The 25,541-nt window shown below is 37.8% G+C and carries 23 protein-coding genes; 20 read left to right on the top strand and 3 right to left on the bottom strand.

Annotated elements, in window-relative coordinates; translation table 11 throughout:
• The first annotated feature begins 5 nt into the window (after nt 1-5).
• Complete coding sequence (locus H9655_RS08595; RefSeq protein ID WP_191812964.1) at nt 6-821, top strand: carbohydrate ABC transporter permease; 816 nt, start codon at nt 6-8, stop codon at nt 819-821.
• Between the two features lie 20 nt (nt 822-841).
• Nucleotides 842-1,909 (top strand): ABC transporter ATP-binding protein, encoded by a 1,068-nt coding sequence (locus tag H9655_RS08590; protein ID WP_191812962.1) that lies wholly within the window; start codon nt 842-844, stop codon nt 1,907-1,909.
• A gap of 214 nt (nt 1,910-2,123) precedes the next feature.
• Here the strand turns inward: H9655_RS08590 and H9655_RS08585 are convergent, their stop codons facing one another.
• Nucleotides 2,124-2,549, bottom strand: a complete 426-nt coding sequence (locus H9655_RS08585; protein ID WP_191812960.1) for a VOC family protein — start codon at nt 2,547-2,549, stop codon at nt 2,124-2,126.
• A gap of 427 nt (nt 2,550-2,976) precedes the next feature.
• Nucleotides 2,977-3,282, bottom strand: a complete 306-nt coding sequence (locus H9655_RS08580; RefSeq protein ID WP_191812958.1) for a YkvA family protein — start codon at nt 3,280-3,282, stop codon at nt 2,977-2,979.
• Nucleotides 3,283-3,623: 341 nt separating this feature from the next.
• Between H9655_RS08580 and H9655_RS08575 the strand changes: the two genes are divergently transcribed.
• The 18 genes from H9655_RS08575 (at nt 3,624) to H9655_RS08490 (ending at nt 24,689) form a co-directional block, all read left to right on the top strand.
• Complete coding sequence (locus H9655_RS08575; RefSeq protein WP_191812956.1) at nt 3,624-4,691, top strand: YecA family protein; 1,068 nt, start codon at nt 3,624-3,626, stop codon at nt 4,689-4,691.
• Between the two features lie 409 nt (nt 4,692-5,100).
• A complete protein-coding gene (secA, locus tag H9655_RS08570; protein WP_191812954.1) occupies nt 5,101-7,626 on the top strand; it encodes a preprotein translocase subunit SecA in 2,526 nt (841 codons plus the stop codon).
• 130 nt (nt 7,627-7,756) lie between these two features.
• Nucleotides 7,757-8,867 (top strand): peptide chain release factor 2 gene (gene prfB, locus H9655_RS08565; protein WP_191812952.1). Its coding sequence is split into 2 segments (ribosomal slippage): nt 7,757-7,828 and nt 7,830-8,867, totalling 1,110 coding nucleotides; the frame shifts between segments, so codons are not numbered across the junction.
• A 540-nt stretch (nt 8,868-9,407) separates the two neighbouring features.
• Nucleotides 9,408-10,283: a YitT family protein gene (locus tag H9655_RS08560; RefSeq protein WP_191812950.1), complete on the top strand. Its 876-nt coding sequence runs from the start codon at nt 9,408-9,410 to the stop codon at nt 10,281-10,283.
• 56 nt (nt 10,284-10,339) lie between these two features.
• Complete coding sequence (gene cccB / locus H9655_RS08555; RefSeq protein ID WP_191812948.1) at nt 10,340-10,693, top strand: cytochrome c551; 354 nt, start codon at nt 10,340-10,342, stop codon at nt 10,691-10,693.
• Between the two features lie 523 nt (nt 10,694-11,216).
• Nucleotides 11,217-11,903: a cell division ATP-binding protein FtsE gene (gene ftsE, locus H9655_RS08550; protein ID WP_191812946.1), complete on the top strand. Its 687-nt coding sequence runs from the start codon at nt 11,217-11,219 to the stop codon at nt 11,901-11,903.
• A complete protein-coding gene (gene ftsX, locus H9655_RS08545) occupies nt 11,893-12,786 on the top strand; it encodes a permease-like cell division protein FtsX (RefSeq protein WP_191812944.1) in 894 nt (297 codons plus the stop codon). Before ftsE ends, ftsX begins: the two co-directional genes overlap by 11 nt.
• Before the next feature lie 89 nt (nt 12,787-12,875).
• On the top strand, nt 12,876-14,261 hold the full coding sequence (locus H9655_RS08540) for a murein hydrolase activator EnvC family protein (protein WP_191812942.1): 1,386 nt from the start codon (nt 12,876-12,878) through the stop codon (nt 14,259-14,261).
• Between the two features lie 262 nt (nt 14,262-14,523).
• On the top strand, nt 14,524-15,960 hold the full coding sequence (locus H9655_RS08535) for a S41 family peptidase (RefSeq protein ID WP_191812940.1): 1,437 nt from the start codon (nt 14,524-14,526) through the stop codon (nt 15,958-15,960).
• A 448-nt stretch (nt 15,961-16,408) separates the two neighbouring features.
• Nucleotides 16,409-17,611 carry a PDZ domain-containing protein gene (locus H9655_RS08530; protein WP_404826082.1) on the top strand — a complete coding sequence of 401 codons (1,203 nt, stop codon included), beginning with the start codon at nt 16,409-16,411 and terminating at the stop codon, nt 17,609-17,611.
• A 268-nt stretch (nt 17,612-17,879) separates the two neighbouring features.
• A complete protein-coding gene (locus H9655_RS08525; protein ID WP_191812936.1) occupies nt 17,880-18,698 on the top strand; it encodes a hypothetical protein in 819 nt (272 codons plus the stop codon).
• 286 nt (nt 18,699-18,984) lie between these two features.
• The gene (locus tag H9655_RS08520) at nt 18,985-19,419 is read left to right on the top strand and encodes a MarR family winged helix-turn-helix transcriptional regulator (RefSeq protein WP_191812934.1); all 435 of its coding nucleotides are present in this window, start codon (nt 18,985-18,987) and stop codon (nt 19,417-19,419) included.
• 42 nt (nt 19,420-19,461) lie between these two features.
• On the top strand, nt 19,462-20,403 hold the full coding sequence (locus tag H9655_RS08515; protein WP_191812932.1) for a ring-cleaving dioxygenase: 942 nt from the start codon (nt 19,462-19,464) through the stop codon (nt 20,401-20,403).
• A gap of 21 nt (nt 20,404-20,424) precedes the next feature.
• On the top strand, nt 20,425-21,021 hold the full coding sequence (locus H9655_RS08510; protein ID WP_191812930.1) for a flavin reductase family protein: 597 nt from the start codon (nt 20,425-20,427) through the stop codon (nt 21,019-21,021).
• Nucleotides 21,022-21,035: 14 nt separating this feature from the next.
• On the top strand, nt 21,036-21,641 hold the full coding sequence (locus tag H9655_RS08505) for an alpha/beta hydrolase (protein WP_191812928.1): 606 nt from the start codon (nt 21,036-21,038) through the stop codon (nt 21,639-21,641).
• A gap of 18 nt (nt 21,642-21,659) precedes the next feature.
• Nucleotides 21,660-22,262, top strand: a complete 603-nt coding sequence (locus tag H9655_RS08500; RefSeq protein WP_191812926.1) for an NADPH-dependent FMN reductase — start codon at nt 21,660-21,662, stop codon at nt 22,260-22,262.
• Between the two features lie 73 nt (nt 22,263-22,335).
• Nucleotides 22,336-22,944, top strand: a complete 609-nt coding sequence (wrbA, locus tag H9655_RS08495; protein ID WP_191812923.1) for an NAD(P)H:quinone oxidoreductase — start codon at nt 22,336-22,338, stop codon at nt 22,942-22,944.
• A 620-nt stretch (nt 22,945-23,564) separates the two neighbouring features.
• On the top strand, nt 23,565-24,689 hold the full coding sequence (locus tag H9655_RS08490) for an AI-2E family transporter (protein ID WP_191812921.1): 1,125 nt from the start codon (nt 23,565-23,567) through the stop codon (nt 24,687-24,689).
• A gap of 273 nt (nt 24,690-24,962) precedes the next feature.
• Here the strand turns inward: H9655_RS08490 and H9655_RS08485 are convergent, their stop codons facing one another.
• Nucleotides 24,963-25,367: a hypothetical protein gene (locus H9655_RS08485; RefSeq protein WP_191812919.1), complete on the bottom strand. Its 405-nt coding sequence runs from the start codon at nt 25,365-25,367 to the stop codon at nt 24,963-24,965.
• Nucleotides 25,368-25,541: the final 174 nt, after the last annotated feature.

Genomic DNA, 25,541 nt, shown 5'->3' with positions numbered 1-25,541 from the left:
AAGTGATGAAACGGATAAAATCAATAACAGTCCTTCAGCATTTTTTATTAATAATGATGAGTATCATCGCTATTTTCCCACTTTATTGGATGATTATCTCTTCATTTAAAAATGAATCTGAAATCTTTACAAGTTCTTTTATACCACAGGCACCAACATGGCAAAATTATCTATATGCATTCGCAGAAATGCCTATTATACAAATGTTATTCAACTCATTTGTAGTGGCAACTTTAATGACAATTTTGCAGTTGGCAACCAGTTTATTAGCCGGTTATGCATTAGTGAGATGGAATTTTAAAGGGAAACTTTTAATTTTTACATTACTTAGCTTAACTTGGTTGATTCCTTTCCAAGCGGTAATGATTCCAAACTATGTATTGATTAATCAAATCGGCTTAAATGAAAATCCATTAGGCATTGTCTTACCATTCGCTGCATCGACCTTTGCCATTTTATCAATCTATCAAAGTTTTAAGTCCTTTCCTACTGCATTAATTGATGCGGCAAGGTTAGATGGCGAGTCTGATCTCGGTATTTTATTCAGAATTATCCTACCCAATATCCGTTCAACGGTAGTCTCATTGGGCATCATTCTGTTCATTAATGCTTGGAATGAGTATTTATGGCCAATGTTAGTAACGAAGGAAATGGAAAATGCACCTATTCAAATTGGCTTGAAGTCATTTGTCAATTCGGATGTAAATATGTGGGGATCACTAATGGCAGCTACAACTATCTCATGTATACCGATACTACTTATCTATTTATTTTTACAGAAACATATCGTTGACTCTTTTGTTCGATTTGGCATCAAATAAATAAGCTGGGGGCGTAAAATATGGGGAGTATCAAAGTTGAACAAATAAAGAAATCTTTCGGTCAAAAAGAGATACTAAAAGGAATCGATGTTGATATACCAGATGGCTCCTTTGCCATTTTACTAGGTCCATCAGGATGCGGAAAGTCAACGCTGTTGCGTATGATAGCAGGCTTAGAAGAACCGACAAGTGGGTCTATTTTTATTAATGACCAAGATATTACCTATAGCGAACCTAAAGATCGTGATATCGGCATGGTTTTTCAAAATTATGCATTGTACCCACATATGACAGTATTTAAGAACATTGAATACGGGTTGAAAATAAAGAAAATAGACAAAAGCAAACGGCTTAACATGGTAAATAAAGTGATTGAGATGGTGGAGTTAACAGAGCATGCCAATAAGCGTCCAGGTGAGTTATCAGGGGGGCAGAGGCAACGAGTGGCGTTGGCAAGGGCTATTGTTAAAAGGCCGCACGCGTTTCTAATGGATGAGCCTTTGTCCAACTTGGATGCAAAATTAAGAAATCAAATGAGACAAGAACTGATTGAATTACAAAAAGAATTACAAACTACCTTTCTTTATGTCACTCATGACCAAATTGAAGCGATGTCGATGGGATCATACATCATTATTATGAACAATGGCCATATCATGCAAAAAGGCACACCGAAGGAGATCTATACAAATCCAGCCAATCTATTCGTAGCGCAATTTATCGGTTCACCCCCAACAAATATATTGTCTTATGGTGATTATTCCATTGGTATCCGACCAGAAAATATGAGTATGAAAGAAGATGGCCATAATGTGAATGCTGATTATATATTAACAGGTGCCGTTGTTTCTACTGAACATTTAGGTGGAGAATCTATCTATTGTCTTACAACGGATTGGGGGAAAGTTTTTGTAAAAGGTGAATCCACATGGCAAACACCTAATAAAGAGTCACAGATCGCATTTTCAAAAAAAGATGTCTTGGTATTTGACAAGAAGGGGGAAAGAGTAAGAGATGTTGATTTGATAGAAAACCTGTTAGCAGAAATGCAGGTAAGTAATCATAGAAGAGAAGCAGTAGTTTTATAGCAGGTAAGCGCAATTCCAGTTAGGAGATTGCGCTTTTTTTAAGTTTGGTAGGGTCACCGGGAATCATTCATTTGCCGAGCCCTTGGAATCGATTTTTTCTGGTGCTTCTTTTATTTGTGCCCCACACAGTCTTATCTGAGCGGAGAAGCAAATAGAAAAATCATTAACAAAAGCCCCTTCTAAAGTAGAAGAAAGGGCTGATTTAAAACTTTCATTAATCTTGCGGAAGAGCTGAAACTTGCCACTCTACTCCATATTTATCAGTTACTTGTCCATATGATGGGCTCCAAAACGTTTCTTGTAGAGGCATTGTCACTTTCCCCTCTTTAGCCAATTTCTCAAATATTTGTTTTGATGAATCCACTGAATCGATTTGAATCGCAATGGTTACTTGATTTCCAATCGTATAAGGAGCCCCAGGAAAATTATCGGAAAGCATCATAGTGGTATTCCCTACTTTAAATTGAGCATTCAATACACGGTCCTGTGCTTCACTTGGAAGTGGGTGATCCGGATCCTCTGGCATCTCTCCAAATGTTTGCAACGAAATAAGCTCTGCGTTAAAAACATCAACGTAAAATTGCACTGCTTCTTTTCCATTTCCATTTGTTACTACATAAGGATTCACTGCTACAATCATTTTTAGCACCTCATCGTCTCATTTTTTGACCACAGAATATTTATTTGTATATCTTGTATAAACTTTATTTCTATATTTCTACTAAAACAGATTTACACCTTCTTATTTCGTCAAAAAAAGAGAAGCATTTAATAACTTCATTTTTTAGATAATCCGAAAATAGTGTTAATAAGTACCCTCTACCATAGCCTTAACCTGCCTGGGAAAAATCAACAGGCATACGTTTCTTTAGATTCCCCTTCATATCTGGTTTACAAACTGGGAGATTACGCAAGGAATATTCTTGGAAAGTCACCTTAGCCTTGAGTAAATAAAAATCATTGCTTCAATAGCTTCCAAAGAGTAACATAACCAACATTGATTCATTGTCTTAATTAAACGCAAAAAAAGCCCTCAACAAGAACAGAGGACCATCCACATATAACATTTATTTCTTCACGGGTTTCTGGTTGTCATCCAAGAGCTTCGAGTACTTCAGTTTCAACCGGTCTGGTGCATATTTCACCATGCTTTGTAGGATAAAGGTTGTGAAGAGGACATCATCTGTGATACCGATGATATATAGAAAATCAGGGATTAAATCAACAGGTATAAAGATATAGGCAATCGAAACACCTACAGGGAGTAGTTTCTTCCATAAAGGAATATCTCTAGCTGCTAAGTATTCAAAGAAAAAAGGAATGAATCTCCAGAATGTTAGGACGAAGCCAACACGTTTAAAGAATTTTTTCATCTTCCTCTTCCTTTCCGATTGTTGTCTGTTATTTCCCTCATCATACCTGTTAAGACGGTTATTGACAAACTAAAGGCTGTTTTTATTGTTTAGTCCCTCATTGTCTTTTACTCGACCAAAAGAATGAAACTGAATCATTGGATAGTTTCTAATTTTCTATTAAATGACCTTGGCCCTAGATTAATGTTAGTATAGAATAGCGATAATTTTGTAGGTTAGCCGGGGGCACTTATTGTGAGTCGGCTTTTAGTTGAGTTGGAATATCCGTGATCAACGAAAGTAGATAACTAATCGTATATAATAGAACAAGCTGTTCCTAGGTGATGAGAGGAGAATGAAATATGCAAACAGCTGTGAAAATTAATCGAAATGACCCTTGTCCTTGTGGCAGTGGTAAAAAATACAAGAAATGCTGTGCAAAAAAAGAAACAATTACCATTACAGAACTCATTGATAATGAAGTGAGCGAATTACAAAAAGAATTACGTATTTTTGCGTATCAAAGATATGGTAATGCCATTAGAAGTGAGTATCAACAATTAATGGACAAACTGGAAGATACCGATAAAGATGACGCAGAATTTTTCGAATTTATGATGCCTTTTTGGTATATTCCGTTTAAAACGGTTGAAGACGGTGAAACGATTCTACATAAGTTTATTGAACATAAAGAATCAGCTGTCTTAAGACCAAGATTACAAGAAATTCTACAATCTTGGAAAGTGGCGATCCCAGTAGCTGGGAAAGTGACTGGACTTGATGATAGAGACCTACATTTTGTAGATACACTGACAAATGAATCGTATACAGTCGTATTAGATGAAGCGATGAATGATTTTTCTGAAGGTTGGTTTGCTTTCGGTGTATTATTCCCATATGAGGACAAATATACGGCTTTCCCTTGCTTATTCGAAGTATCAGAAGGAAAAGCAGCCGATTATGAAGGTTATCTGAAAGATGATTTCGTAGCAATCGGAAATAATAATGCTATCCAATATCTTGAAGATCACTTCTTGGAGCTCATGCATCGCCTTCCAGAAGCAGCTGCAAGTGTAGATATGGATGCTTACGAATGGCCAACTGAAGGGGCTAAACAAGTGGCAGAGCAATTTGAAAAAGATATGAATGCAGCAGGCGAACCACAATGGGTCATTAACTTCGGTGTAGGTGTGTGGGTAGAATACATTAAACAAACGAATAAACGTATTCAAAAAGCAGAAAATTATATTGCTGCACTACGTTATTTTGTTTATGAACAGTCAAGTGTCGAATCAAGTATGACACAAAAAGAACTTGGCGAAAAATACGGGCTAACAGCTGGCCGAGTATCTACTTACTATAGAGATATTCAAAGCCAAGTAGCTGCATTTATTGACGATATTTTTAATAAAACAAAGCAAGAGGCTTAAATAGAGGTTGGAACATAAGTATTCTAACTAACAATTTATCCGAATGATTAGGCGTATCTATCTAATCATTCGGTTTTTTTTATGTGGTTTGAACCCTTATTATGTAAAGAAGAGTGAAATGGAGCAGAAGACACTAGACTCCTTCGGGAAATAGAGGGAAAGCGGAGACCCACAGGCGCTCAGCCCCTCCCCGCGGAAAGTGAGTGTACGTGAGCGCAATGGAACGAACTTTTTTTTGCAAATCATGTTCAGCCTCTTATTCTTTCGCAACCCTAAATGACAAAAAATATTCCTTCACACCTGACAAAAGTTGTCTCTACCCATGCGAAGTGGTATCATTAATACCATATATCATTGTTTCAGGAAGACTCTTAAAATAGACATCTCCAATAGATAAAGGAGCGTTTGTATGCTTGGGATTTTAAATAAGGTTTTTGATGTGAATAAACGTGAATTAAAACGCCTAACGAAAACGGCTGAACAAATAGAAGCATTAGCTTCGAAAATGGAAGCACTTAGTGATGAACAGTTAAAAGCGAAAACGGATGAGTTCAAAGAGCGTCATCAAAAAGGTGAATCCCTTGATGATTTATTAGTGGAAGCATTTGCTGTGGTTAGAGAAGCGTCAAGACGTGTATTTGGCTTATACCCTTATTCTGTACAGTTAATGGGTGGGGCAGCACTTCATGATGGTAATATATCTGAAATGAAAACCGGTGAAGGTAAAACTTTAACTTCCACGATGCCGGTTTATTTAAATGCGATTTCAGGAAAAGGTGTACATGTTGTAACAGTCAATGAATACTTAGTGACACGTGATGCTACTGAAATGGGACAACTATATGATTATCTTGGACTTACTGTTGGTTTGAACTTAAATGGTATGTCTAAAGAAGAAAAACAAGCAGCCTATGCAGCTGATATTACTTATAGCACAAACAATGAATTAGGATTTGATTATTTACGAGACAATATGGTGTTATACAAAGAGCAAAAAGTGCAACGCCCATTAAATTTTGCAGTCATTGATGAGGTTGACTCAATTTTAATTGATGAAGCGCGTACACCATTGATTATTTCAGGGTCCGCCCAAAAATCAACGAAACTTTATTTACAAGCGAATGCATTTGTTAGTCGCTTAAAGGTAGAGGAAGACTTCACTTACGATGAAAAAACAAAAGGTGTGCAATTAACGGAAGAAGGGATGACAAAGGCCGAGAAAGCTTTTGGTATTGAAAATTTATTTGATGTCTCTCATGTTTCGTTAAATCACCATATTACGCAAGCGTTAAAGGCACATACAAGTATGCATAAAGATGTGGACTATGTTGTACAAGAAGGCGAAATAGTGATTGTCGACCAATTCACTGGCCGCCTCATGAAGGGCCGTCGTTATAGTGATGGTCTTCATCAATCGATTGAAGCGAAGGAAGGTTTAGAAATTCAAAATGAAAGTATGACCCTTGCTTCCATTACATTCCAGAACTATTTCCGTATGTATGAAAAATTATCAGGTATGACAGGGACAGCTAAAACAGAAGAAGAGGAATTCCGCAATATTTACAATATGAATGTCATTGCGATTCCGACAAACCGTCCTGTTGCCCGTGATGATCGTTCGGATTTAATTTATGCAACGGTTGATGGAAAATATCGTGCTTTAGTGGAAGACATAGCAGAACGTCATAAAAATGGGCAACCAGTCCTTGTTGGTACAGTAGCCATTGAAACGTCTGAAATTATCTCAAAATATTTAACGAAAAAAGGAATTCCGCATAATGTCTTGAATGCGAAAAACCATGGCCGTGAAGCAGATATCATTTTAGATGCTGGTAAGTCTGGCGCCGTTACGATTGCCACTAATATGGCTGGTCGTGGTACTGATATCAAACTTGGTGAAGGTGTCAAAGAAGTCGGCGGCTTAGCTGTTATCGGTACAGAGCGACATGAAAGTCGTCGAATTGATAACCAGCTCCGTGGTCGTTCTGGTCGTCAAGGTGACCCTGGGGTGACACAGTTCTATTTATCAATGGAAGATGAATTAATGCGTCGCTTTGGTTCGGATAATATGAAAAACATGATGTCGAAGCTCGGCATGGATGATTCGCAACCGATTCAAAGTAAAATGGTTTCCCGTGCAGTTGAATCCGCACAAAAACGTGTAGAAGGAAATAACTTCGACGCGCGTAAACAGTTACTTTCTTATGATGATGTTTTGCGTCAGCAACGTGAGATCATTTATACACAAAGAAATGAAGTGCTTGATTCAGAGAACTTAAGAGAAATTGTTGAGCGTATGGTTCATAGTGTCTTAACACGGAACGTTCATGCTTTTTCTTCACAAACAGAAGAAGATGGTGACGATGAATGGAACTATGAAGGATTAGTTGATTACGTTAAGGGAAATCTTCTTCCAGAAGGAACGGTTACTGTGGACGATATTCGCAGAAAAGAAGCGGATGAAGTAATCGATCATATTTGGGATAAAATCATTGCCTTCTATAATGAAAAAGAAGAAAAAATGCAAACTGAACAAATGCGTGAATTCGAAAAAGTGATTATGCTTCGTGCCGTTGATACAAAATGGATTGATCATATTGATGCCATGGATCAGCTTCGCCAAGGGATTCACCTGCGTGCGTATGGACAAATTGATCCACTACGCGAATATCAAAAAGAAGGTTTCCACATGTTTGAAATGATGATTGCTGCTATTGAAGAAGATGTAGCGAAGTATGTGATGAAAGCAGAAATTCGTGACAATCTTCAACGTCAGGAAGTAGCAAAAGGCCAAGCTGTCAACCCGAAAGAAAGTGAAGGCGGCAAACAGAAGAAGAAAAAACCTGTTGTCAAACAAATGGATGTTGGGCGTAATGATCCATGTATTTGCGGCAGTGGGAAAAAATATAAAAACTGCTGTGGTACAAAAGGTTAACAGTATCTCAATAAGAGCCGGCAAAAACCTGTTTATAACGGTCGCTGCCGGCTTTTTACACGAAGTGTTTCACTTTGTCTGGAGAAGTTATATAATATAAAGGTTAAAAATATGTGTAGAGGTGACCAAGATGGAATTAGCAGAGATTCGTCATGAGTTAGAAAAAACAGCTAAGATTTTAGCGGACTTTAGGGGGTCTCTTTGACTTAGAAAACAAAGAGGCACGTATTGCAGAACTTGATAACGAGATGCTTCATCCTAGTTTTTGGGATGATCAACAAGCAGCACAAGTAGTAATTAATGAGTCCAATGCATTAAAAGAACAAGTCAATGAGTTCAATGATTTAAATGAGACGTTCGAGAATCTCGAATTAACATATGAATTAGTAAAAGAAGAAGCAGATGTTGAACTGCAAGAAGAGCTTGAAACGGAAATCATTGCTTTATCAAAGCGTTTAGCTGATTTTGAGTTGCAATTGCTTCTAAGTGAAGAATACGATAAAAACAACGCGATTTTAGAACTTCATCCAGGTGCTGGTGGTACAGAGTCTCAGGACTGGGGTTCCATGTTATTACGTATGTACACACGATGGGCAGAGAAAAAAGGATTTAAAGTAGAAACATTAGATTACCTCCCAGGTGACGAAGCGGGAATTAAAAGCGTAACATTGTCTATTAAAGGACATAATGCTTATGGCTATTTAAAAGCGGAAAAAGGCGTTCATCGACTTGTACGTATTTCACCATTTGATTCTTCTGGCCGTCGCCATACTTCCTTTGTATCTTGTGAAGTAATGCCAGAATTTAACGATGAGATTGAAATTGATATCCGTACCGAGGATTTAAAAATCGATACGTACCGGGCAAGTGGAGCAGGTGGACAGCATATCAATACAACTGATTCAGCGGTAAGGATTACGCATTTACCAACAAATGTCGTTGTTACATGCCAATCAGAACGTTCCCAAATTAAAAACCGCGAACAAGCAATGAAAATGCTGAAAGCGAAACTTTACCAAAAGAAAATCGAAGAACAAGAGCAAGAATTACTAGAAATTCGTGGAGAACAAAAAGAAATTGGTTGGGGAAGCCAAATTCGTTCATACGTCTTCCATCCATACTCTATGGTAAAAGACCACCGTACAAGCACCGAATCAGGCAATGTACAAGGCGTTATGGACGGGGACCTAGACATCTTCATCAATGCTTACCTTCGTTCTAAATTGAGCTTAGGTGAATAAGGAGTAAAGCAGCGCCCGCAATAGTGGGCGCTGTTATTTTATGAGCGACATTTGAATCTGAAAGTGAGGGTGAGCGTACAAAAGGGAATCGCAAGTCACTCAGAAGGAAACTCGCGATGTAAGCACAGCTAGCACGGAAATTCTCACATTGAAAGTTGAGCAAAAAACATCCTTGCCACAATAGAACAAACTGGTGAAACCAAGTAGCTACCCTCAAAATGGTCTTCTGCTTGCACCACTATGTGCAGCGCCCGATTTTTAAAAATGTAAAAGGGAGAACGGAGAGTCTCCTCGCATAATCCCACCCACCACAACTCATAATAAACTTTATATCTTTGTTTATTTACCCCTTTAACACAGTAGTTTAATGTCATTTACATAGGATAAAAGGCATGCTATACTCACTCTCGGAAAAGACAAAGGTGATGAATAGATTGAATTATGCGCATTGACTCTTAATTGAGACGATTTCTTATTGCCTCGTGTCTCTTAGCAAATAACTATCATTTTAGACTGGCACTAAGGAGGCATTTTACGTAAATGAATGGTCAAAAGGAAAATAAAAAGAAGCGAAAGACAGTAACAGAGAACTCAAAGTTAGTGGAATACTTATTTGTATTGATTGGATCGGCACTTGTCGCTATTAGTTTTAACTTATTTTTACTACCAAATGAGGTGGCCTCAGGGGGAGTAAGTGGGATTAGTACGATCTTGAAGGCAGTTACAGGGTGGGAACCAGCTTATGTGCAGTGGGCGCTAAATATTCCCTTATTTATTGCTGGTGTCATATTATTAGGTGGATCATTCGGTATTAAGACATTAGTTGGAACCATATTCCTACCTTTCGTTGTTTTCTTAACAAAAGACTTGGAGCCTTGGACGATGGATCCGCTACTTGCCTCTTTGTTCGGTTGTATCGGTGTTGGTTTGGGTCTAGGAATTACCTTCCGCGGAAAGGCATCTACAGGTGGGACGGATTTAGCAGCCCAGATTATTCATAAATATACCGGTTTATCTCTAGGTATATGTGTGGCACTTATTGATGGATTGATCGTAATCGCAGCGGCAGTTGTGTTTGATATTGAAAAAGGTTTATATGCATTAATCGGTCTGTATGTAACGAGTAAAACCATTGATATCGTTCAGGTTGGTCTTGGTAGAAAAAAAATGGCACTCATTATTACGAACCGTCAAGATGAAGTTCGTGATGGAATTTTGAATAAAATTGATAGAGGTGTGACAAAACTATCAGCATACGGTGGATATACAGATCATGAACGTCCTGTTTTAATGTGTGTGGTTGATCAGACAGAGTTCACGAAATTGAAACAACTTGTTCAATCAATTGACCCATCTGCTTTTATCATTGTTAGCGATGCTTCTGAGGTACTTGGAGAGGGTTTTAAACGGGCGTAAGATTGGTATAATTTCACTGTAATCTGTAAATTTTCCTATAAGGGGAGGTAATTGTAATGAAGAAAAAGCTTTTATCAATTCTTTTCGGCTCAGCTCTTGTTTTTTCACTCGCTGCATGTGGCGGTAATGATGAAGCAGGCGAAGACACAGCAACAGATGATAATACGAGTGGTGAAGAGTCAACAGCGGATGCAGGAGATGCACAAAAGCTTTATGACAATAACTGTATGAGTTGTCATGGAGGAGACCTTTCAGGGGGTGCTGGACCTGCGCTAGATAAAATCGGTTCTAATTACTCTGCTGAAGAAATTCACGATATTATTATCAATGGTAAAGGTGCTATGCCTGGTGGTCTCTTAAATGAAGAAGAAGCGAATACCGTTGCCGAATGGCTTGCTGCAAAGAAATAATTAAAGGAAACGCGCTCAGAGCGCGTTTTTTCTTTGAGAAAAATAAAGAAAAATCGACAAATATCACGTGATCTCGTCAGTAAACAATGACACTAGCCTATCCTTTCAAATATTGAGCTACTTACATGACTTTAAACGGAAAATTGCGACAAAAGAAAGGTCTAATTATCTAATATTGGAAAATAATACTATTATAATTCCTTAAAAATAGACATATTCACCTAAAATATTACCGTCTTGAAAAGAAAATGTAATAATTTTATTCGTTATTTTGACAATATATGATGTTATAATGAGTGAAGTAAACTTAAGAAATGTTGTTTGATCCCTCGAGTCAATGGTTTTTAGAAGAAGATGTCAGTTTTTGTCGATTAAATGCATCTTTATCATTCACACACCGCAATTGCCCCGCCTAAGTAAAAAGAAACCCACTTTAACTGATGATTATTTTATAAAAAAATAATTGGGGTTAGGCTTGCGCAATTTTTAACTAAAAATAAACTCCGGATATAAGGTGATCTACATGTTAGAAATGAAAAATGTATATAAAAAATATAAAAATGGTGTTACTGCAACAAATGGCATTGACGTAAAGATCGACCAAGGTGAGTTTGTCTATATCGTTGGTCCAAGTGGTGCAGGTAAATCTACATTTATAAAAATGATGTATCGAGAAGAAAAGCCAACAAGCGGTACAATCACGCTAAATGGAATAGATATGGGCTCATTAAAAAATAGCAAAGTGCCACTCATTAGGCGTAATATCGGGGTAGTCTTCCAGGACTTTAAGTTGCTACCGAAGTTGAATGTTTATGAAAATGTAGCTTATACACTTGAAGTTATTGAAGAGAATCCGAAAAATATAAAGAAGAAAGTAATGGATACACTAGATTTAGTTGGTTTAAAACATAAGGTACGTATGTTTCCTGATGAGCTTTCAGGAGGAGAACAGCAGCGTGTTTCTATAGCTCGCTCGATCGTCAATCAGCCAAAGTTGGTCATTGCCGATGAACCAACAGGAAACTTAGACCCTGATACATCTTGGGAAATCATGAATATCTTTGAAGAAATCAACACGAGAGGTACAACGGTTATCATGGCTACCCACAATAAAACGATCGTTAACACGATGAAGCATCGTGTCATTGCGATTGAAAGTGGCAGAATTGTCCGTGATGAGCAAAGAGGTGATTACGGATATGAAATCTAATACTTTTTTAAGACATGTGAGAGAAAGTTTTAAGAGCTTAGGTCGTAACGGATGGATGACATTTGCTTCTGCAAGTGCAGTGACAGTTACATTGATTCTTGTTGGTGTATTCTTTGCCATTATGATGAACCTCAACCATATGGCAAGCAGCATTGAAAGTGATGTTGAAATAAGAGTCTACATTGACCGTACTGCTTCAGAAGAAGATGCGACAGCATTAGAAGAGAAAATTGCTGCACTTCCAAAAGTTGATTCTGTTACATTCTCTGGGAAAGATGAAGAACTAGATAGCTTAATTAGTAGCTTAGGTGAAGAGGGAGAAGCTTTTAAGCTTTTCCAACAGGACAACCCTTTAAATGATGTTTACGTTGTGCAAGCAAAAACACCAAGTGATACAATTCCATTAGCTGAGGAAATCGATGAAATGGAATTTACTGCTAACGTGAATTATGGACAAGGAACGGTTGAGAATTTATTTTCTACCATTAATTTTGGCCGTAATATAGGGATTATTTTAATTGTGGGCTTATTATTTACTGCTATGTTCTTAATCTCAAACACGATTAAAATTACTATCGTTTCAAGACGTCGCGAAATTGAGATTATGAGATTAGTTGGGGCAACAAATTCCTTTATACGCTGGCCATTCTTCTTAGAAGGTCTATGGCTAGGGTTGCTCGGATCAGTTATTCCAGTCATATCTGTAGGTACAGCGTATTATTACTTTTATGATTACGTATCACCAAAACTTCAAGGTCATTTTATTCAATTGCTAGAGGTGACACCATTTATTTACCAAGTGGGCGCGATCCTTATTATATTAGGTGCAATTATTGGCGTTTGGGGAAGTTTAATGTCTGTTCGTAAGTTTTTGAAAATATAAGGATGCTTGAGCTGGGTTGGCATGACATGCTGACTTAGCTCTTTATACATATTTGCCACGGGGAGAAACATACGAGAGGGGAAATAAAATTGAAGAAAAAGATTGTTACATTATCTTTAGCCGCAATGATGAGTGTTGGAACGGTTACGGCAACAATGCCAACGAATGTTTTCGCCGATAAGCTTGGGGATTTAGAAAGTCAAAGTGAAGAGCTTAAGAAGGAGAAATCTAATATTGATTCGCAAATTAATAAGTCTCAAAAAGAGATTGAGAGATTAGTAGGCGAGCAAGAGGATGCTAAAGCAGCTGTTGAAAGATTAACGAAAGAAATCTCTGATGCAGAAGCGCAAATAGATGAGAAAAACAAAGAGATTGAAGCTAAGAAAGCAGAAATTAAAAAGCTAGAACAAGAAATTGAAGATTTAAAAGAACGTATTAAACAAAGAAACGAACTTTTAAAAGACCGAGCCCGTTCGATGCAAGAATCAGGTGGAACTGTTAATTACATAGACGTATTACTTGGCGCACAAAGTTTCAGTGATTTTATTGGACGAGTTGGAGCAGTTGCGACAATTGTTGAAGCTGACCAAGAGATTGTAAGACAGCAAGAAGAAGATAAGAAATCTTTAGAACAAAAACAAGCAAAAGTAAAAGAAGATTTAGCTTCGCTTGAAGGTATGCGTAAAGAATTAGAAAAAATGAAAGCAAATCTGGATAACCAGAAAAAAGAGAAGGCTAATCTTATTACAATCTTAAAAGAAGAAGAAGATCATCATCATGCTGAGAAAATAAGTGGTGAAGAAGAAAAAGAATTATTAGCCGCTCAAGAGAAAGCGATTGAAAAAGCGATACAAGCAGAGAAAGACCGCCAAGCTGAAGAAGCACGAAAAGCTGAAGAAGCGAAACAAGCTGAACTCGCAAGACAGGCAGAAGCGAAAAAAGCAGCTGAAGCGCCAGCCAAATCAGCAAAACAAGAAACTGGAGCGACTAATAGTTCAGGCAACAGTGGTTCCGATAGTTCTTCAGAATCAAGTGGTGGACAAGAACAAGTACAAACACCACCTCCGTCAAGTGGAGATTGGATTCGTCCTTCAGCAGGTGTATTAACTTCAGGTTTAGGACAACGATGGGGCTCTTACCATGCTGGAATTGATTTAGCAGCAGCAGGAACAGTACCTATTTATGCCGCGGCTGATGGTGTTGTCATTCAATCTTACCATTCATCAAGCTATGGTGAAGTCGTATTTATTGCACATTCTATTAATGGGCAAACGTATACAACGGTTTATGCACATATGAGAAGTGGCTCAAGATCTGTAAGTAATGGCCAAACAGTTTCACAAGGTCAACAAATTGGCCTAATGGGTAACACAGGACAATCAACAGGACAACATTTACACTTTGAACTGCATAAAGGTGGTTGGAACCAATCGAAATCTAATGCAATTAACCCGGTTGGCGTTGTACCATTGTAAGAGAGGAGCTTTTAAAGCTTCTCTTTTTTTTTACCCATTGTACGATATATAAAACAATTTTAACATAAAATGACTCTTTTGATACCTTTATCGAGGTAGAAAAGAGTCATTTTTCACTATTTTGGATATTTGAAGACTCTTGTTGCTTTTTTAAGAACAGGAAAGACCTTTGTAGTGAAACAATTTCCTAATCATAACTCGTCCTATTCATTCATATATTGGTTAAAGAGCCACAGTTACATAAAGAAGGGACGGCGGTTAAGTGGGCAAAAAGAAAGTAGTTATATTAATGGTCATATCATTACTTGTAGGCGTGATAGGTTCCTATGCAGGCTTTCAATTAAAGTTCAATATATCGCAAACAAAACAGTTAGAAGAAGAAGAAGGTAGTCAACAGCTAGCATCTGATTTGGAGAAAATGAACGCTGCCTATCAGCTCATTTACAAAAATTATGTTGAAGAAGTAGATGCACATAAGTTAACAGAAGGCGCGATTCAAGGGATGCTATCCACATTAAACGATGATTATTCCGTTTATATGGATGAAAGTACAGCAAAACAATTTAGTGAAACACTCGATTCCTCATTTGAAGGGATTGGGGCCGAAGTTAGTTTAGTAGATGGTAAGATCATTATTGTCTCTCCAGTCAAAAATTCACCAGCAGAGCAAGCTGGTTTAAAACCAAATGACCAAATCATCAAAATTGATGATGAAAGTGTTGAAGGGTTTAATTTATTGCAAGCGACATTAAAGATAAAAGGAAAAAAAGGCACAAAAGTCAAACTGACCATTAAGAGAGAAGGCATGCAAAACCCGTTAGAAATAGAAATTGTCCGTGCGGAAATACCTCATATTACAGTCAATTCAGAGCTGTTAACGCATGACAATGAAAAAGTTGGCTATGTTGAAATTACTTCTTTTGCTACGGATACAGCTAAGGAGTTTAAGATTGCTCTCAAGGATCTAGAAGAAAAGGAAATGGATAGTTTGTTAATTGATGTACGAAATAACCCTGGTGGACTACTAAAAGTAGTTGACGAAATATTGGAAGAGTTGGTTACGAAGGAGAAACCATATGTGCAGATAGAACAAAGAAATGGTGAAAGAATCATGAGTTTTTCTCCATTAGAAGAGAAGAAGTCGTATCCAATCGGCGTCCTTATTGATAAGGGCAGTGCTTCAGCATCAGAAATTTTAGCAGCAGGCCTGAAAGAAGCAGGCGATTATCCGCTAATTGGTACCCAAACATTTGGTAAAGGAACCGTTCAGCAACCTGTTCCAATGGGGGATGGAAGTAATATTAAATTGACCTTATATAAATGGCTTACACCTGATGGGAATTGGATTCATAAAAAAGGGGTGGAACCTACCTATGAAGTAAAACAATCTGAACTGTATGAGACTCACCCCATCCAAGTCGAGAAAACGTTAAAAACGGACATGAATAATGATCAAGTGAAGAATGCGCAATTTATTTTAAAAACCTTAGGTTATGAACCTGGCCGAGAGGATGGCTATTTTAGTGCCGCTACGGCAACAGCAGTTAGAGCGTTTCAACATGCAGCGGGCCTAAAAGCAAACGGACAAATTGATGAAAAAACAGCCGAATCTCTTGAAAAAGAAGTCATTAAGCAAAGAAATGATCAGGACAATGATATGCAATTACAAACAGGCTTGCGTATTATGGCAAACCAATAACGATTGGTTTGATTGAAATCAAAACCGGACAAACTCAATGTTTGTTCGGTTTTTAATATGAGGTTGTTGTTTCGAAATGTTCCGACGGGTAAAGGGAGGGTTGGGGAGAATGCAAAAAAAGCCATAAAGATATCTTCGCTTTCGAAAAACGGTTTTGCACGTCACAAGGGAAATTGATAATGAAGCTATGCAAAAATGGTTACACATCATTCAAATCACAACCCGGAAATAAACGCAGAACCAAATGCCAGGCGAGAAATCTTTCTCCTTGCCTTTAGAATTTCCCCCTACTTCAAAAAAATTAAATAGAAGCACTAGAGGTTTTCTCACTTGTATTTTGGAAATGGTTTGTTACAAAAAGGAAGAAGACAATGGGTTGGCTATGTTTTTAGAGGGATATTTGGTAGAATATAGTCAGATTAATAGATTAGATTAATGGTAGAGGTTGGTGGGAAGCTTGGCTGAGGCTTGGGCAATAGAGTTATTGAAGGGGTTAGGAAGGTTATTTCTAAACCCGGTCTTTTATTTAGTATTTCTAGCAGCTGCTTATTACGGTATACAACGAGTCAACAGGGAAAGACAGCATTTTTTAGTCCGTGCTGAAAATGCCTATTTTGAGCTGAAGCAATTATTGCCTTTAGGACTCATTCTCGGTGTTTCTCTTTCACTAATTATCGTAATAGCTGGTTTAACTGTTCCTGTTGAGTTACTTGTTTTTGCAACCGCTGCAACAATCATCTTGATGCTGACTCCAAAAGCAAGATGGGCTACACCTGCTTATACGGTAAGCATTGGTTTTATTCTGACTTTCTTTGCATTAGAACAGAACTGGCCGCTGCCTGCTTTCATCTCATCACAAGTGGAGGGCGCAGTGTATTTTTTGCCAGCTGTCGCAATAATCATTGCCTTACTTGTAGTTGCTGAAGGAATAATGATCACAATCAATGGTCCAAAAGGGACGTCACCAAGACTTATGAAGAGTCGCCGTGGTCAGATTGTGGGCATGCATGAAGCAAAAAGAATGTGGCTTTTACCACTGTTTTTATTAATACCTGGTGATGCCCTTAGTTTGGATGCAACATGGTGGCCATTATTTTCAATTGGAGATCAATCGTATGCTTTAGTAGCTGTTCCTTTCGCTATTGGTTTTCAACAACAAATCCAAAGCAAATTTCCAGCTATAGCCGTCGCGGCTTATGGGAAAAAAGTCATTTTCTTTGGTGCGTTGTTGCTCTTTATTGCCAGTGGTGCATTTGTTTATCCAATAGTAAGCTTAGCGATACCGGTACTAGCAATCGTAGGGAGAGAGTGGTTAAATTATCGCCAACGCTCTGTGGATGCAAAGGCAGCGTTTTACTTTGCTAAAAAGAATGAAGGCCTAATGATCATTGGTGTTGTTCCTCATTCTCCAGCAGACAAAATGGGATTAAAAGTAGGAGAGACCGTTCTTAAAGTGAATGGTTTGCAAGTGAATGATGAAAAGGGATTTTATCAAGCATTGCAAAAAAATGCAGCTCATTGCAAACTTGAAGTCATTGATATCAATAATGAAAATCGCTTTGTCCAAAGAGCACTTTATAAAACAGATCATCATGAATTAGGAATTCTCTTTATTAAAGACGAATTTAAGAAAAATCACCAAGCAGTTTAACATCTTTACCGGTTGTCTCTATGGGGCAATCGGTTTTTTAAGGTTGAGAAAAGCATATGTCCTTTATCATGAGTACGAGTGGGACTAATTTTGAATTACTGAACGGCAATATTGGGGCGCGATGAGTATGAAATAATTAGACCGTTTATAATTTTGAAGTGGATCCATTATTGCAGATATAGTTAATCATAGATGATAAAGCAAGCGTCTTGAGTATGATCGACCGGTAAAGGGAGAAAACAAAGCAAATAGGTTGAGCCTCGGAAAGGTGAGCAACGTAAAAGGAGAAAGCAAAGCAAACAGATCGAGCCTCGGAAGAATGAGCAACGCAAAAGGAGAAAGCAAAGCAAATAGAGCAAGTCTCGGAAAAATGAGCAACGCAAAAGGAGAAAGCAAAGCAAACAAAGCAAGCCTCGGAAAAATGAGCAACGTAAAAAGAGAAAGCAATGCAAACAGAGCAAGCCTTGGAAAAATGAGCAACGCAAAAGGAGAAAACAAAGCAAACATAGCAAGCCTCGTAAAGATGAGCAACGCAAAAGGAGAAAGCAAAGCAAATAGAGCAAGCCTTGGAAAAATGAGCAACGTAAAAAGAGAAAGCAATGCAAACAGATCGAGCCTCGTAAAGATGAGCAACGTAAAAGGAGAAAGCAAAGCAAACAGATCGAGCCTCGGAAAAATGAGCAACGTAAAAAGAGAAAGTAAAGCAAATAGAGCAAGTCTTAGAAAGATGAGCAACTTAACAAGAGAAAACAAAGCAAACAGAGCAAGCCTTGGAAAAATGAGCAACGGAAAAAGAGAAAACAAGGCAAATAGATCAAGTATCGGAAAGATTAGCAACGTAAAAGGAGAAAGCAAAGCAAACAGATCGAGCCTCGTAAAAATGAGCAACGTAAAAGAAGAAAGCAAAGCAAACAGAGCAAGCCTCGGGAAAATGAGCAACGTAAAAGAAGAAAGCAAAGCAAATAGATCGAGCCTCATAAAAATGAGCAATGCAAAAGAAGAAACCAAAGCAAATAGAGCAAGCCTCGTAAAGATGAGCAACGTAACAAAAGAACCGAAGCAAACAGAGCAAACATCCAAAAAATAAGCAACGTAAACGAAATAAACAATACAAATAAAGATAACAAGCCAAATATATGCAACACAAAGTGAGCTAAATAACTCCCACCATTAAATTAAATACACCCTCTATCTCTTCTAATTAAAAGGGTTACAATCTACTGAAGCCCCTGAACGTGATGAAAAACATGCGGCCCTTAAATGAACGAGAAAATAAAAAAGTTCAAAATAGGATTGACATTAGTTTGAATTCGAGATATTATTATCTCATATTCAAGATAATTAAATTAAAGATAAAAAGTGAGGCGATGAAAATGGTTCATAAGACGACATTAGATTCATTCGCTTGCTTAATGCAAACTAACAGATATATGCAAGATCAGATGAAAGACTGGTTAAACAAATATAAGCTCACCTTAACAGAGTATTCTGTACTTCAAGTCCTGCATCAAAAGGGGCGACAATCCGTACAGCAAATTAGTAAAAGAGTTTGGTTAACGAGCGGCAGTATGACTTATGTGATTGACCGCCTGCAAGAAAAGGGTTATTTATCTAGAAGTGATTGCAAAGAGGATCGACGGGTTGTTTTTGTAACGATAACAAATGCAGGTAAGGAATTAATGGATGTGATCAGTCCATTCTTAAAAGAAGAGATTTCAACCTTATTTCAACAAACAACCGAAGAAGAACAACAATTAGTAATTGATATTCTTCATAAAATAACACAAAATAAATTAACTCACACCTAATATCTCAATTTCGAGATACTTGAAGGTTAGAGACATGAAAGGATGTTCAAAATGGAAAAACAAACAATGGGGATTCATCACATTACAGCGATTGTCGGCCATCCACAGGAAAATGTAGATTTTTATGCTGGAATTTTAGGTTTACGTCTTGTTAAAAAAACAGTTAACTTTGATGACCCGGGAACGTATCACCTTTATTTCGGTGATGAGAGAGGTAAACCAGGTACAATTATTACTTTCTTCCCTTGGGCAGATGCTTATCCTAGCATCATTGGTGACGGGCAAGTGGGTATTACTGCTTATGCTGTTCCATCTGGCGCACTTCCTTTTTGGGAGGAACGTTTAACGAGTAGAGGGATTTCTTTTGAAAAACAAATGCGCTTTGGTGAACAAGTACTAAGCTTCGATGACCCACATGGCTTACATTTAGAGCTTGTTGAAAGAGAAGCTGGGGAAGAGAATACTTGGACATTTAATGGAATTTCTAAAGAAGTGGCGATTAAAGGTTTTGCCGGGGCCGTTCTTTATTCTAGCAATGGTGGGAAAACAGGTGAGCTACTTGAAACAATGGGTTTAACAAAAGTGGCTGAAGAAGGAGCATTCGTCAGATATCAATCAAAAAGCGATATTGGCAATATTGTTGATGTGAAGTTAACAAGCTCAGGAAAAGGAAGAATGGGTGTCGGAACAGTCCACCACATTGCATGGCGTGCAGCAGATGATGCTGACCAATTAGATTGGAAAAAATATATTGAAAGCTTTGGTTATGGTGTCACACCGGTGCAAGACAGAAATTACTTTAACGCGATTTACTTCAGAGAATATGGCGATATTCTTTTTGAAATTGCTACTGATCCGCCAGGCTTTGCTCATGATGAAAGTCAGGAAACGATGGGAACAGAATTAATGCTTCCAGAGCAATATGAAAAATACCGTGGACAATTACAGAGAAGATTAATCCCGATTGATGTGAGAGAAGTGTGATTGAAAAGGAGGATGAAAGCAATGGTAAGTATTGATCCGGCCACGCAAACCGAGAGGGAGAATTACAAGTTATTGATCGGAAGTATTATCCCGAGACCGATTGCCTTTGTCACTTCACAATCAACTGCTTCTGTAATGAATGGTGCACCGTTCAGTTTCTTTAATATCGTATCTTCTAATCCGCCGATGATTGCTGTTTCTGTAGCAAGAAGAGCAGGTGAGATGAAAGATACTGCTAAAAATGTAAGTGATACGAAGGAGTTTGTCGTCCATCTTGTTGATGAGTCGAATGTTACGCACATTAATGAAACAGCGGCTACTCTCTCACCAGATGTGGATGAATTAGAGCTAAATGGATTAGAGACAACTTCGAGTACAGTTGTTAATGTACCAGGAATCGTGAAAGCAAAAGTGAGGATGGAATGTCAGCTTGCTCATCATATAGAACTTGAAGGGAATGCTGACCTACTTATCGGTAAAGTTGTCTACTTCCATTTTAATGATGAAATTTATGAAGCAGGCAAAATCAACGCTGAAAAATTAGGGGCAATCAGTCGCTTGGCTGGAAACGATTATGCGAAAGTAGGAGAAGTATTTACAATTGTTCGACCGAAATAATGGAGGGGATATACATGAAACATATTTTTGAAAAGGGTAGTGACGCATCAAAACAAACCCTATTATTACTTCATGGAACAGGAGGAAATGAGCTTGACCTTCTCCCGTTAGCTAGCAAAATTGACGAGGGTGCATCCGTGCTAAGCGTCCGAGGTAATGTTCTTGAAAATGGGATGCCACGCTTTTTTAGAAGGTTAGCAGAAGGGGTTTTTGATGAGGAGGACTTAATCTTCCGTACGAAAGAGCTTTATCAATTTTTAGATGAAGCAGCTGAAAAATATGGTTTTGACCGTCAGAATATCGTTGCATTAGGATATTCAAATGGTGCTAATATTGCGGCCAGCATGATGTTCCATTATAAAGACGCTGTGAAAGCAGCAATCTTGCATCATCCAATGGTACCGAGAAGAGGGATAGAATTGCCTGATTTAACAGGCAAAAAAGTATTCATTGGCGCAGGGACGAATGATCCAATTTGTTCACCAGAAGAATCCGAAGAGTTAAAGCGTTTATTAGAAAATGCGGGAGCCGATGTCCACCTTCATTGGGAACATATGGGGCATCAGCTTTCATTCAAAGAAGTTGAAGAAGCAGCACAATGGTATAAAGCCAGCATCTAAGAAATGGGGAGAGGCAACATGAGCTTTTTAAATAAATTATTCAAGAAAAATAAACAACATCCTGAGGAGGAAATGAAAATGGAAAAATTAAATATCGGTATTATTTTAGGAAGCACAAGAGAAGGTCGCGTAAGCCCACAAGTAGGCCAATGGGTGAAAGAAATAGCTGATGCACGTGGGGATGCAAATTACGAAATTATTGATATTGCTGACTTTCAACTACCGTTCCTTGGTACAACAGATGGCACAGAGCCTGGTATTGCAGCATGGGGAGATAAGCTAGATAGTATGGATGGCTTTGTGTTTATTGTACAGGAATACAACCATAGTATTAGTGGTGCTTTAAAAAATGCGATCGACTTTGCTCGCGATCAATGGGCGAATAAAGCAGCGGGTATTGTTAGTTATGGATCTACTGGTGGTGCTCGTGCGGCGGAACATCTTCGTGGCATTTTAGGCGAGTTACAAGTCGCAGATGTGCGCACACATCCAACACTTTCACTTTTTACTGATTTCGTAAATGGTAATGAATTTAAGCCTCAGGACTTGCACCAAGCAAATATGAAAATGATGCTTGATCAAGTGCTAGCATGGAGCGGTGCATTAAAAACATTAAGATAAGTTTAATGCATAGTGTTGGAAGGAATAGAAACAATATAGATGTATATGAGATATCAAGGAGGATTCTATTCAGATGAGTATTAAATTAGCAGTGATTTATTATAGTTCAACAGGTACGAACTACCAAATGGCACAGTGGGCAGAACAAGGGGCAAAAGAAGCCGGCGCTGAAGTGAAATTGTTAAAGATTCCTGAAACAGCGCCTGAGGCAGCCATCGATTCTAATCCTGCATGGCGTGCCAATGCGGATGCTACGAAAGATGTACCAGAAGTTACACTTGCCGACCTTGAATGGGCAGACGCGATTGTTTTTAGTTTCCCAACTCGTTTTGGTAACATTGCTTCACAAGTGCAAGCTTTTATTGATACTGCTGGTGGACTTTGGGCACAAGGCAAACTTGCGAATAAAGTAGTGAGTGCAATGAGCTCTGCTTCTAATCCTCACGGTGGTCAAGAAGCAACCCTTCTTTCATTCTATACAACCATGTTCCATTGGGGAGCAATTGTTGCCGCACCAGGCTTCACTGACCCAAGCATTTTTGCTGGTGGAGGAAATCCTTACGGCGCAAGTTCAACCCAAGGACAAGATGGCAAGATCGTTGAAGATAATGAAGCAGCAGTTAAACATCAAGCTAAACGTACTGCAACTGTTGCTGAATGGATTCAAAAAGGTCAACAATAACCATGCTTTAAAAAGGTATTTTAGGGAGACTCCTAAAATGCCTTTTTTTAGATATTGAGCAAAATATCAATATAAGCAGAATACCAAGCGATTTTGCGTCTAACTCAGGAGTAGAGTGCTGGGGGAAACCTGCAAAATAGACTGAGCAAAAGTGGATTGTACATCACAGTAAAAAACGACAAAGATAGCGGAGCAAATTAAGTTTGCGCGTGCATCTCAAAGTTCTAAATACCCTAATTCTAAAATCACTCCAACTCCCCCGAAAAGAAGCCTTTGGGAAGAACCGTTACAACGATTGACTAATTAATCAGAAGAAAATAATCCCAGTAGGACGTGGATAATCCTATTTAATGCTGATGCGGTGGTCTGAATGGATAATGAGATTTCCTTAACACGTGGCTGATTATATAAGTGATTGATGTTGGTTAAAATAACCAAAAGGAAATATTTGTCGAAAAATATTCACGGAAAATATCCTTATGAGGCGACATTTTGTGGGGGATGCATTACAATAATACATACAAATAAAGTTCTAGTGGTTTTCCTTTTTGTGAAAAAGGGAACTACAAATGAAAGTGTAGTCTATAGAGAAAAATTTATTTTTGGGAAAAGGTGAGAATGTGAACAAGAAGAAATTCCAGTACTGGTCTCTTCAAATTCTAATTATTTTGTCCGTCATTTTAGTAGCTTCAAAAATCTCTTTTTTATTTGAACCGATTGGAATCTTTTTTTCCACGTTGTTCTTCCCTATTATTATCTCAGGGTTTTTATTCTTCATTTTAAATCCATTTGTGCATTTAATTCAAAAAGCAAAAATACCTAAGATATTATCGATCATCTTATTATTTGCAATCGTTGCTGGGTTGCTCGTACTTGTCTTTAGTATTTTTGTACCAAAAATTTCAGCCCAATTGGCTGGTTTATTAAATCAACTACCTACTTATGTTAAACAAACAGAGCAGTTCTTTAACAACTTCTCGCAATCTGAGGGTTTTCGCTGGTTAATGAATCAAGATTATGTAACACAAGAAGAAATAATGGGTTATTTAATTGATTACGCCAATCAACTTCCGCAAAGGATAACGAATGGCCTCAGCGATTTAGTCGGATTAGTAGCAAATATTGCCATAACGATTATTACCGTACCATTCCTATTGTTCTTTATGCTAAAAGACGGGGAGAAGTTCCCCCCTGCACTAGGGAAATTCGTTCCAAAAAGCTATCGTGCCGAAGCAATTGATACTTTAAAAGAAACAGGTAAAACACTTTCTTCTTATATCCAAGGTCAGATTACTGTCGCATTATTCGTCGGGACGGCCTCTTTTATCGGTTTCTTAATCATTGACCTACCATACGCAATTGTATTGGCATTAATTATTTCAGTAACGAATATTATTCCTTATGTTGGACCATTTATTGGTGGTGCACCGGCGGTTATTGTTGGACTATTTGAATCACCTACGATGGCGATTTTAGCATTATTAGTCATTGTCGCTGCTCAACAATTAGAAGGTAATTTAATTTCTCCTTTAATTTTAGGAAAAACATTAAATACCCATCCAGCAACAATCATTATTATCTTATTGGTAGCAGGAAACTTAGCTGGTATATTAGGTATGTTACTTGCTGTACCAACATATGCCGTAGGTAAAACCATTGTATTAAGCGGTGTCCAATTTATAAAAGCAAGGAAAATGGCGAAAGAGATGGAAGCTCAAAAGGGTCCGCATCCAGCAGACATATAAATAAGTAAAGTAAGTAGAACCCCATCAGCGTGTATTGGGGTTCTACTTACTTTTTAGGGCAAAGTGTTTAGTTTTATAAGAAGAAAGGTACATAAATTGATTGTTGAGGACGTTGTTGAATTAGTAGGAGGGTTTAAGAGGACAGACATGATTTGCTCTTATAACTTTTGAATAAGTACAGTTCGTTAAATTATATGTTCATATTTACTAAATACACCTTAATACGGACTTAAAACTAATATGATTGCTCGTTTATGTAGAAGAAAATCGCAGTTAGCTAACCCAAATTACAATACTAATTACACCAATGGGGAATAGAAAATAAATAGGGATAAGCCATTTTCGATATTTATAACTAAATGTATAATCTTCTTTGTTACGGTCAAAGGTGTTTTTAGAAAAGAGTATTCTGTAGGTGAAAAAGGCGTAAATGACAATCAATACTAGTAGAAATGTAGAGAGAAACAGCCACTTCATCTCAGCGAAGCCTAAGTTTGCAAGGCGAAGTATTTCTGCTATAACGAAAAGCCCTGATAGGCATACGGCTCCAACTATTTTAATGACGAAGTCTTTTTCATACGCTTTTTCCTCATCATTACTGTTTATATAATCTTTAATGGTTTTTAGGGCATAAATAAAAACGGTTAGCCATGCAAATATAAAAATAAAGCCAAACAAATAATCACCTCGTCAATTTCACCATATAACAAAAGACGATTATATATAGGGTAAAGTTTCAAAATAATGAAAGTTCTTTTTACCTTCGTACCCTTTTATTTTCATCCTAGCCATCTTTCAATCTCTTTGTCGAACGATAATCGAATATTTGTTCGCTTTTTTGTGGTTTAGATA

The organism is Cytobacillus stercorigallinarum (assembly GCF_014836495.1).
GTDB lineage: Bacteria > Bacillota > Bacilli > Bacillales > Cytobacillaceae > Cytobacillus > Cytobacillus stercorigallinarum.
The sequence above is the reverse complement of the archived record's forward strand: the minus strand, read 5'-3'. Positions and strand labels throughout refer to the sequence as shown.

What these genes read in the sequence shown, in the direction of transcription:
- H9655_RS08590 (WP_191812962.1), top strand. Translation starts at nt 842, where the DNA reads ATGGGGAGTATCAAAGTTGAACAAATAAAGAAATCTTTCGGTCAAAAA.
- H9655_RS08515 (WP_191812932.1), top strand. Translation starts at nt 19,462, where the DNA reads ATGTTCAAAATGGAAAAACAAACAATGGGGATTCATCACATTACAGCG.
- cccB (WP_191812948.1), top strand. Translation starts at nt 10,340, where the DNA reads ATGAAGAAAAAGCTTTTATCAATTCTTTTCGGCTCAGCTCTTGTTTTT.
- H9655_RS08505 (WP_191812928.1), top strand. Translation starts at nt 21,036, where the DNA reads ATGAAACATATTTTTGAAAAGGGTAGTGACGCATCAAAACAAACCCTA.
- H9655_RS08575 (WP_191812956.1), top strand. Translation starts at nt 3,624, where the DNA reads ATGCAAACAGCTGTGAAAATTAATCGAAATGACCCTTGTCCTTGTGGC.
- ftsE (WP_191812946.1), top strand. Translation starts at nt 11,217, where the DNA reads ATGTTAGAAATGAAAAATGTATATAAAAAATATAAAAATGGTGTTACT.
- H9655_RS08510 (WP_191812930.1), top strand. Translation starts at nt 20,425, where the DNA reads ATGGTAAGTATTGATCCGGCCACGCAAACCGAGAGGGAGAATTACAAG.
- H9655_RS08580 (WP_191812958.1), bottom strand. Translation starts at nt 3,282, where the DNA reads ATGAAAAAATTCTTTAAACGTGTTGGCTTCGTCCTAACATTCTGGAGA.
- ftsX (WP_191812944.1), top strand. Translation starts at nt 11,893, where the DNA reads ATGAAATCTAATACTTTTTTAAGACATGTGAGAGAAAGTTTTAAGAGC.
- H9655_RS08585 (WP_191812960.1), bottom strand. Translation starts at nt 2,549, where the DNA reads ATGATTGTAGCAGTGAATCCTTATGTAGTAACAAATGGAAATGGAAAA.
- wrbA (WP_191812923.1), top strand. Translation starts at nt 22,336, where the DNA reads ATGAGTATTAAATTAGCAGTGATTTATTATAGTTCAACAGGTACGAAC.
- secA (WP_191812954.1), top strand. Translation starts at nt 5,101, where the DNA reads ATGCTTGGGATTTTAAATAAGGTTTTTGATGTGAATAAACGTGAATTA.
- H9655_RS08500 (WP_191812926.1), top strand. Translation starts at nt 21,660, where the DNA reads ATGAGCTTTTTAAATAAATTATTCAAGAAAAATAAACAACATCCTGAG.
- H9655_RS08560 (WP_191812950.1), top strand. Translation starts at nt 9,408, where the DNA reads ATGAATGGTCAAAAGGAAAATAAAAAGAAGCGAAAGACAGTAACAGAG.
- H9655_RS08520 (WP_191812934.1), top strand. Translation starts at nt 18,985, where the DNA reads ATGGTTCATAAGACGACATTAGATTCATTCGCTTGCTTAATGCAAACT.
- H9655_RS08595 (WP_191812964.1), top strand. Translation starts at nt 6, where the DNA reads ATGAAACGGATAAAATCAATAACAGTCCTTCAGCATTTTTTATTAATA.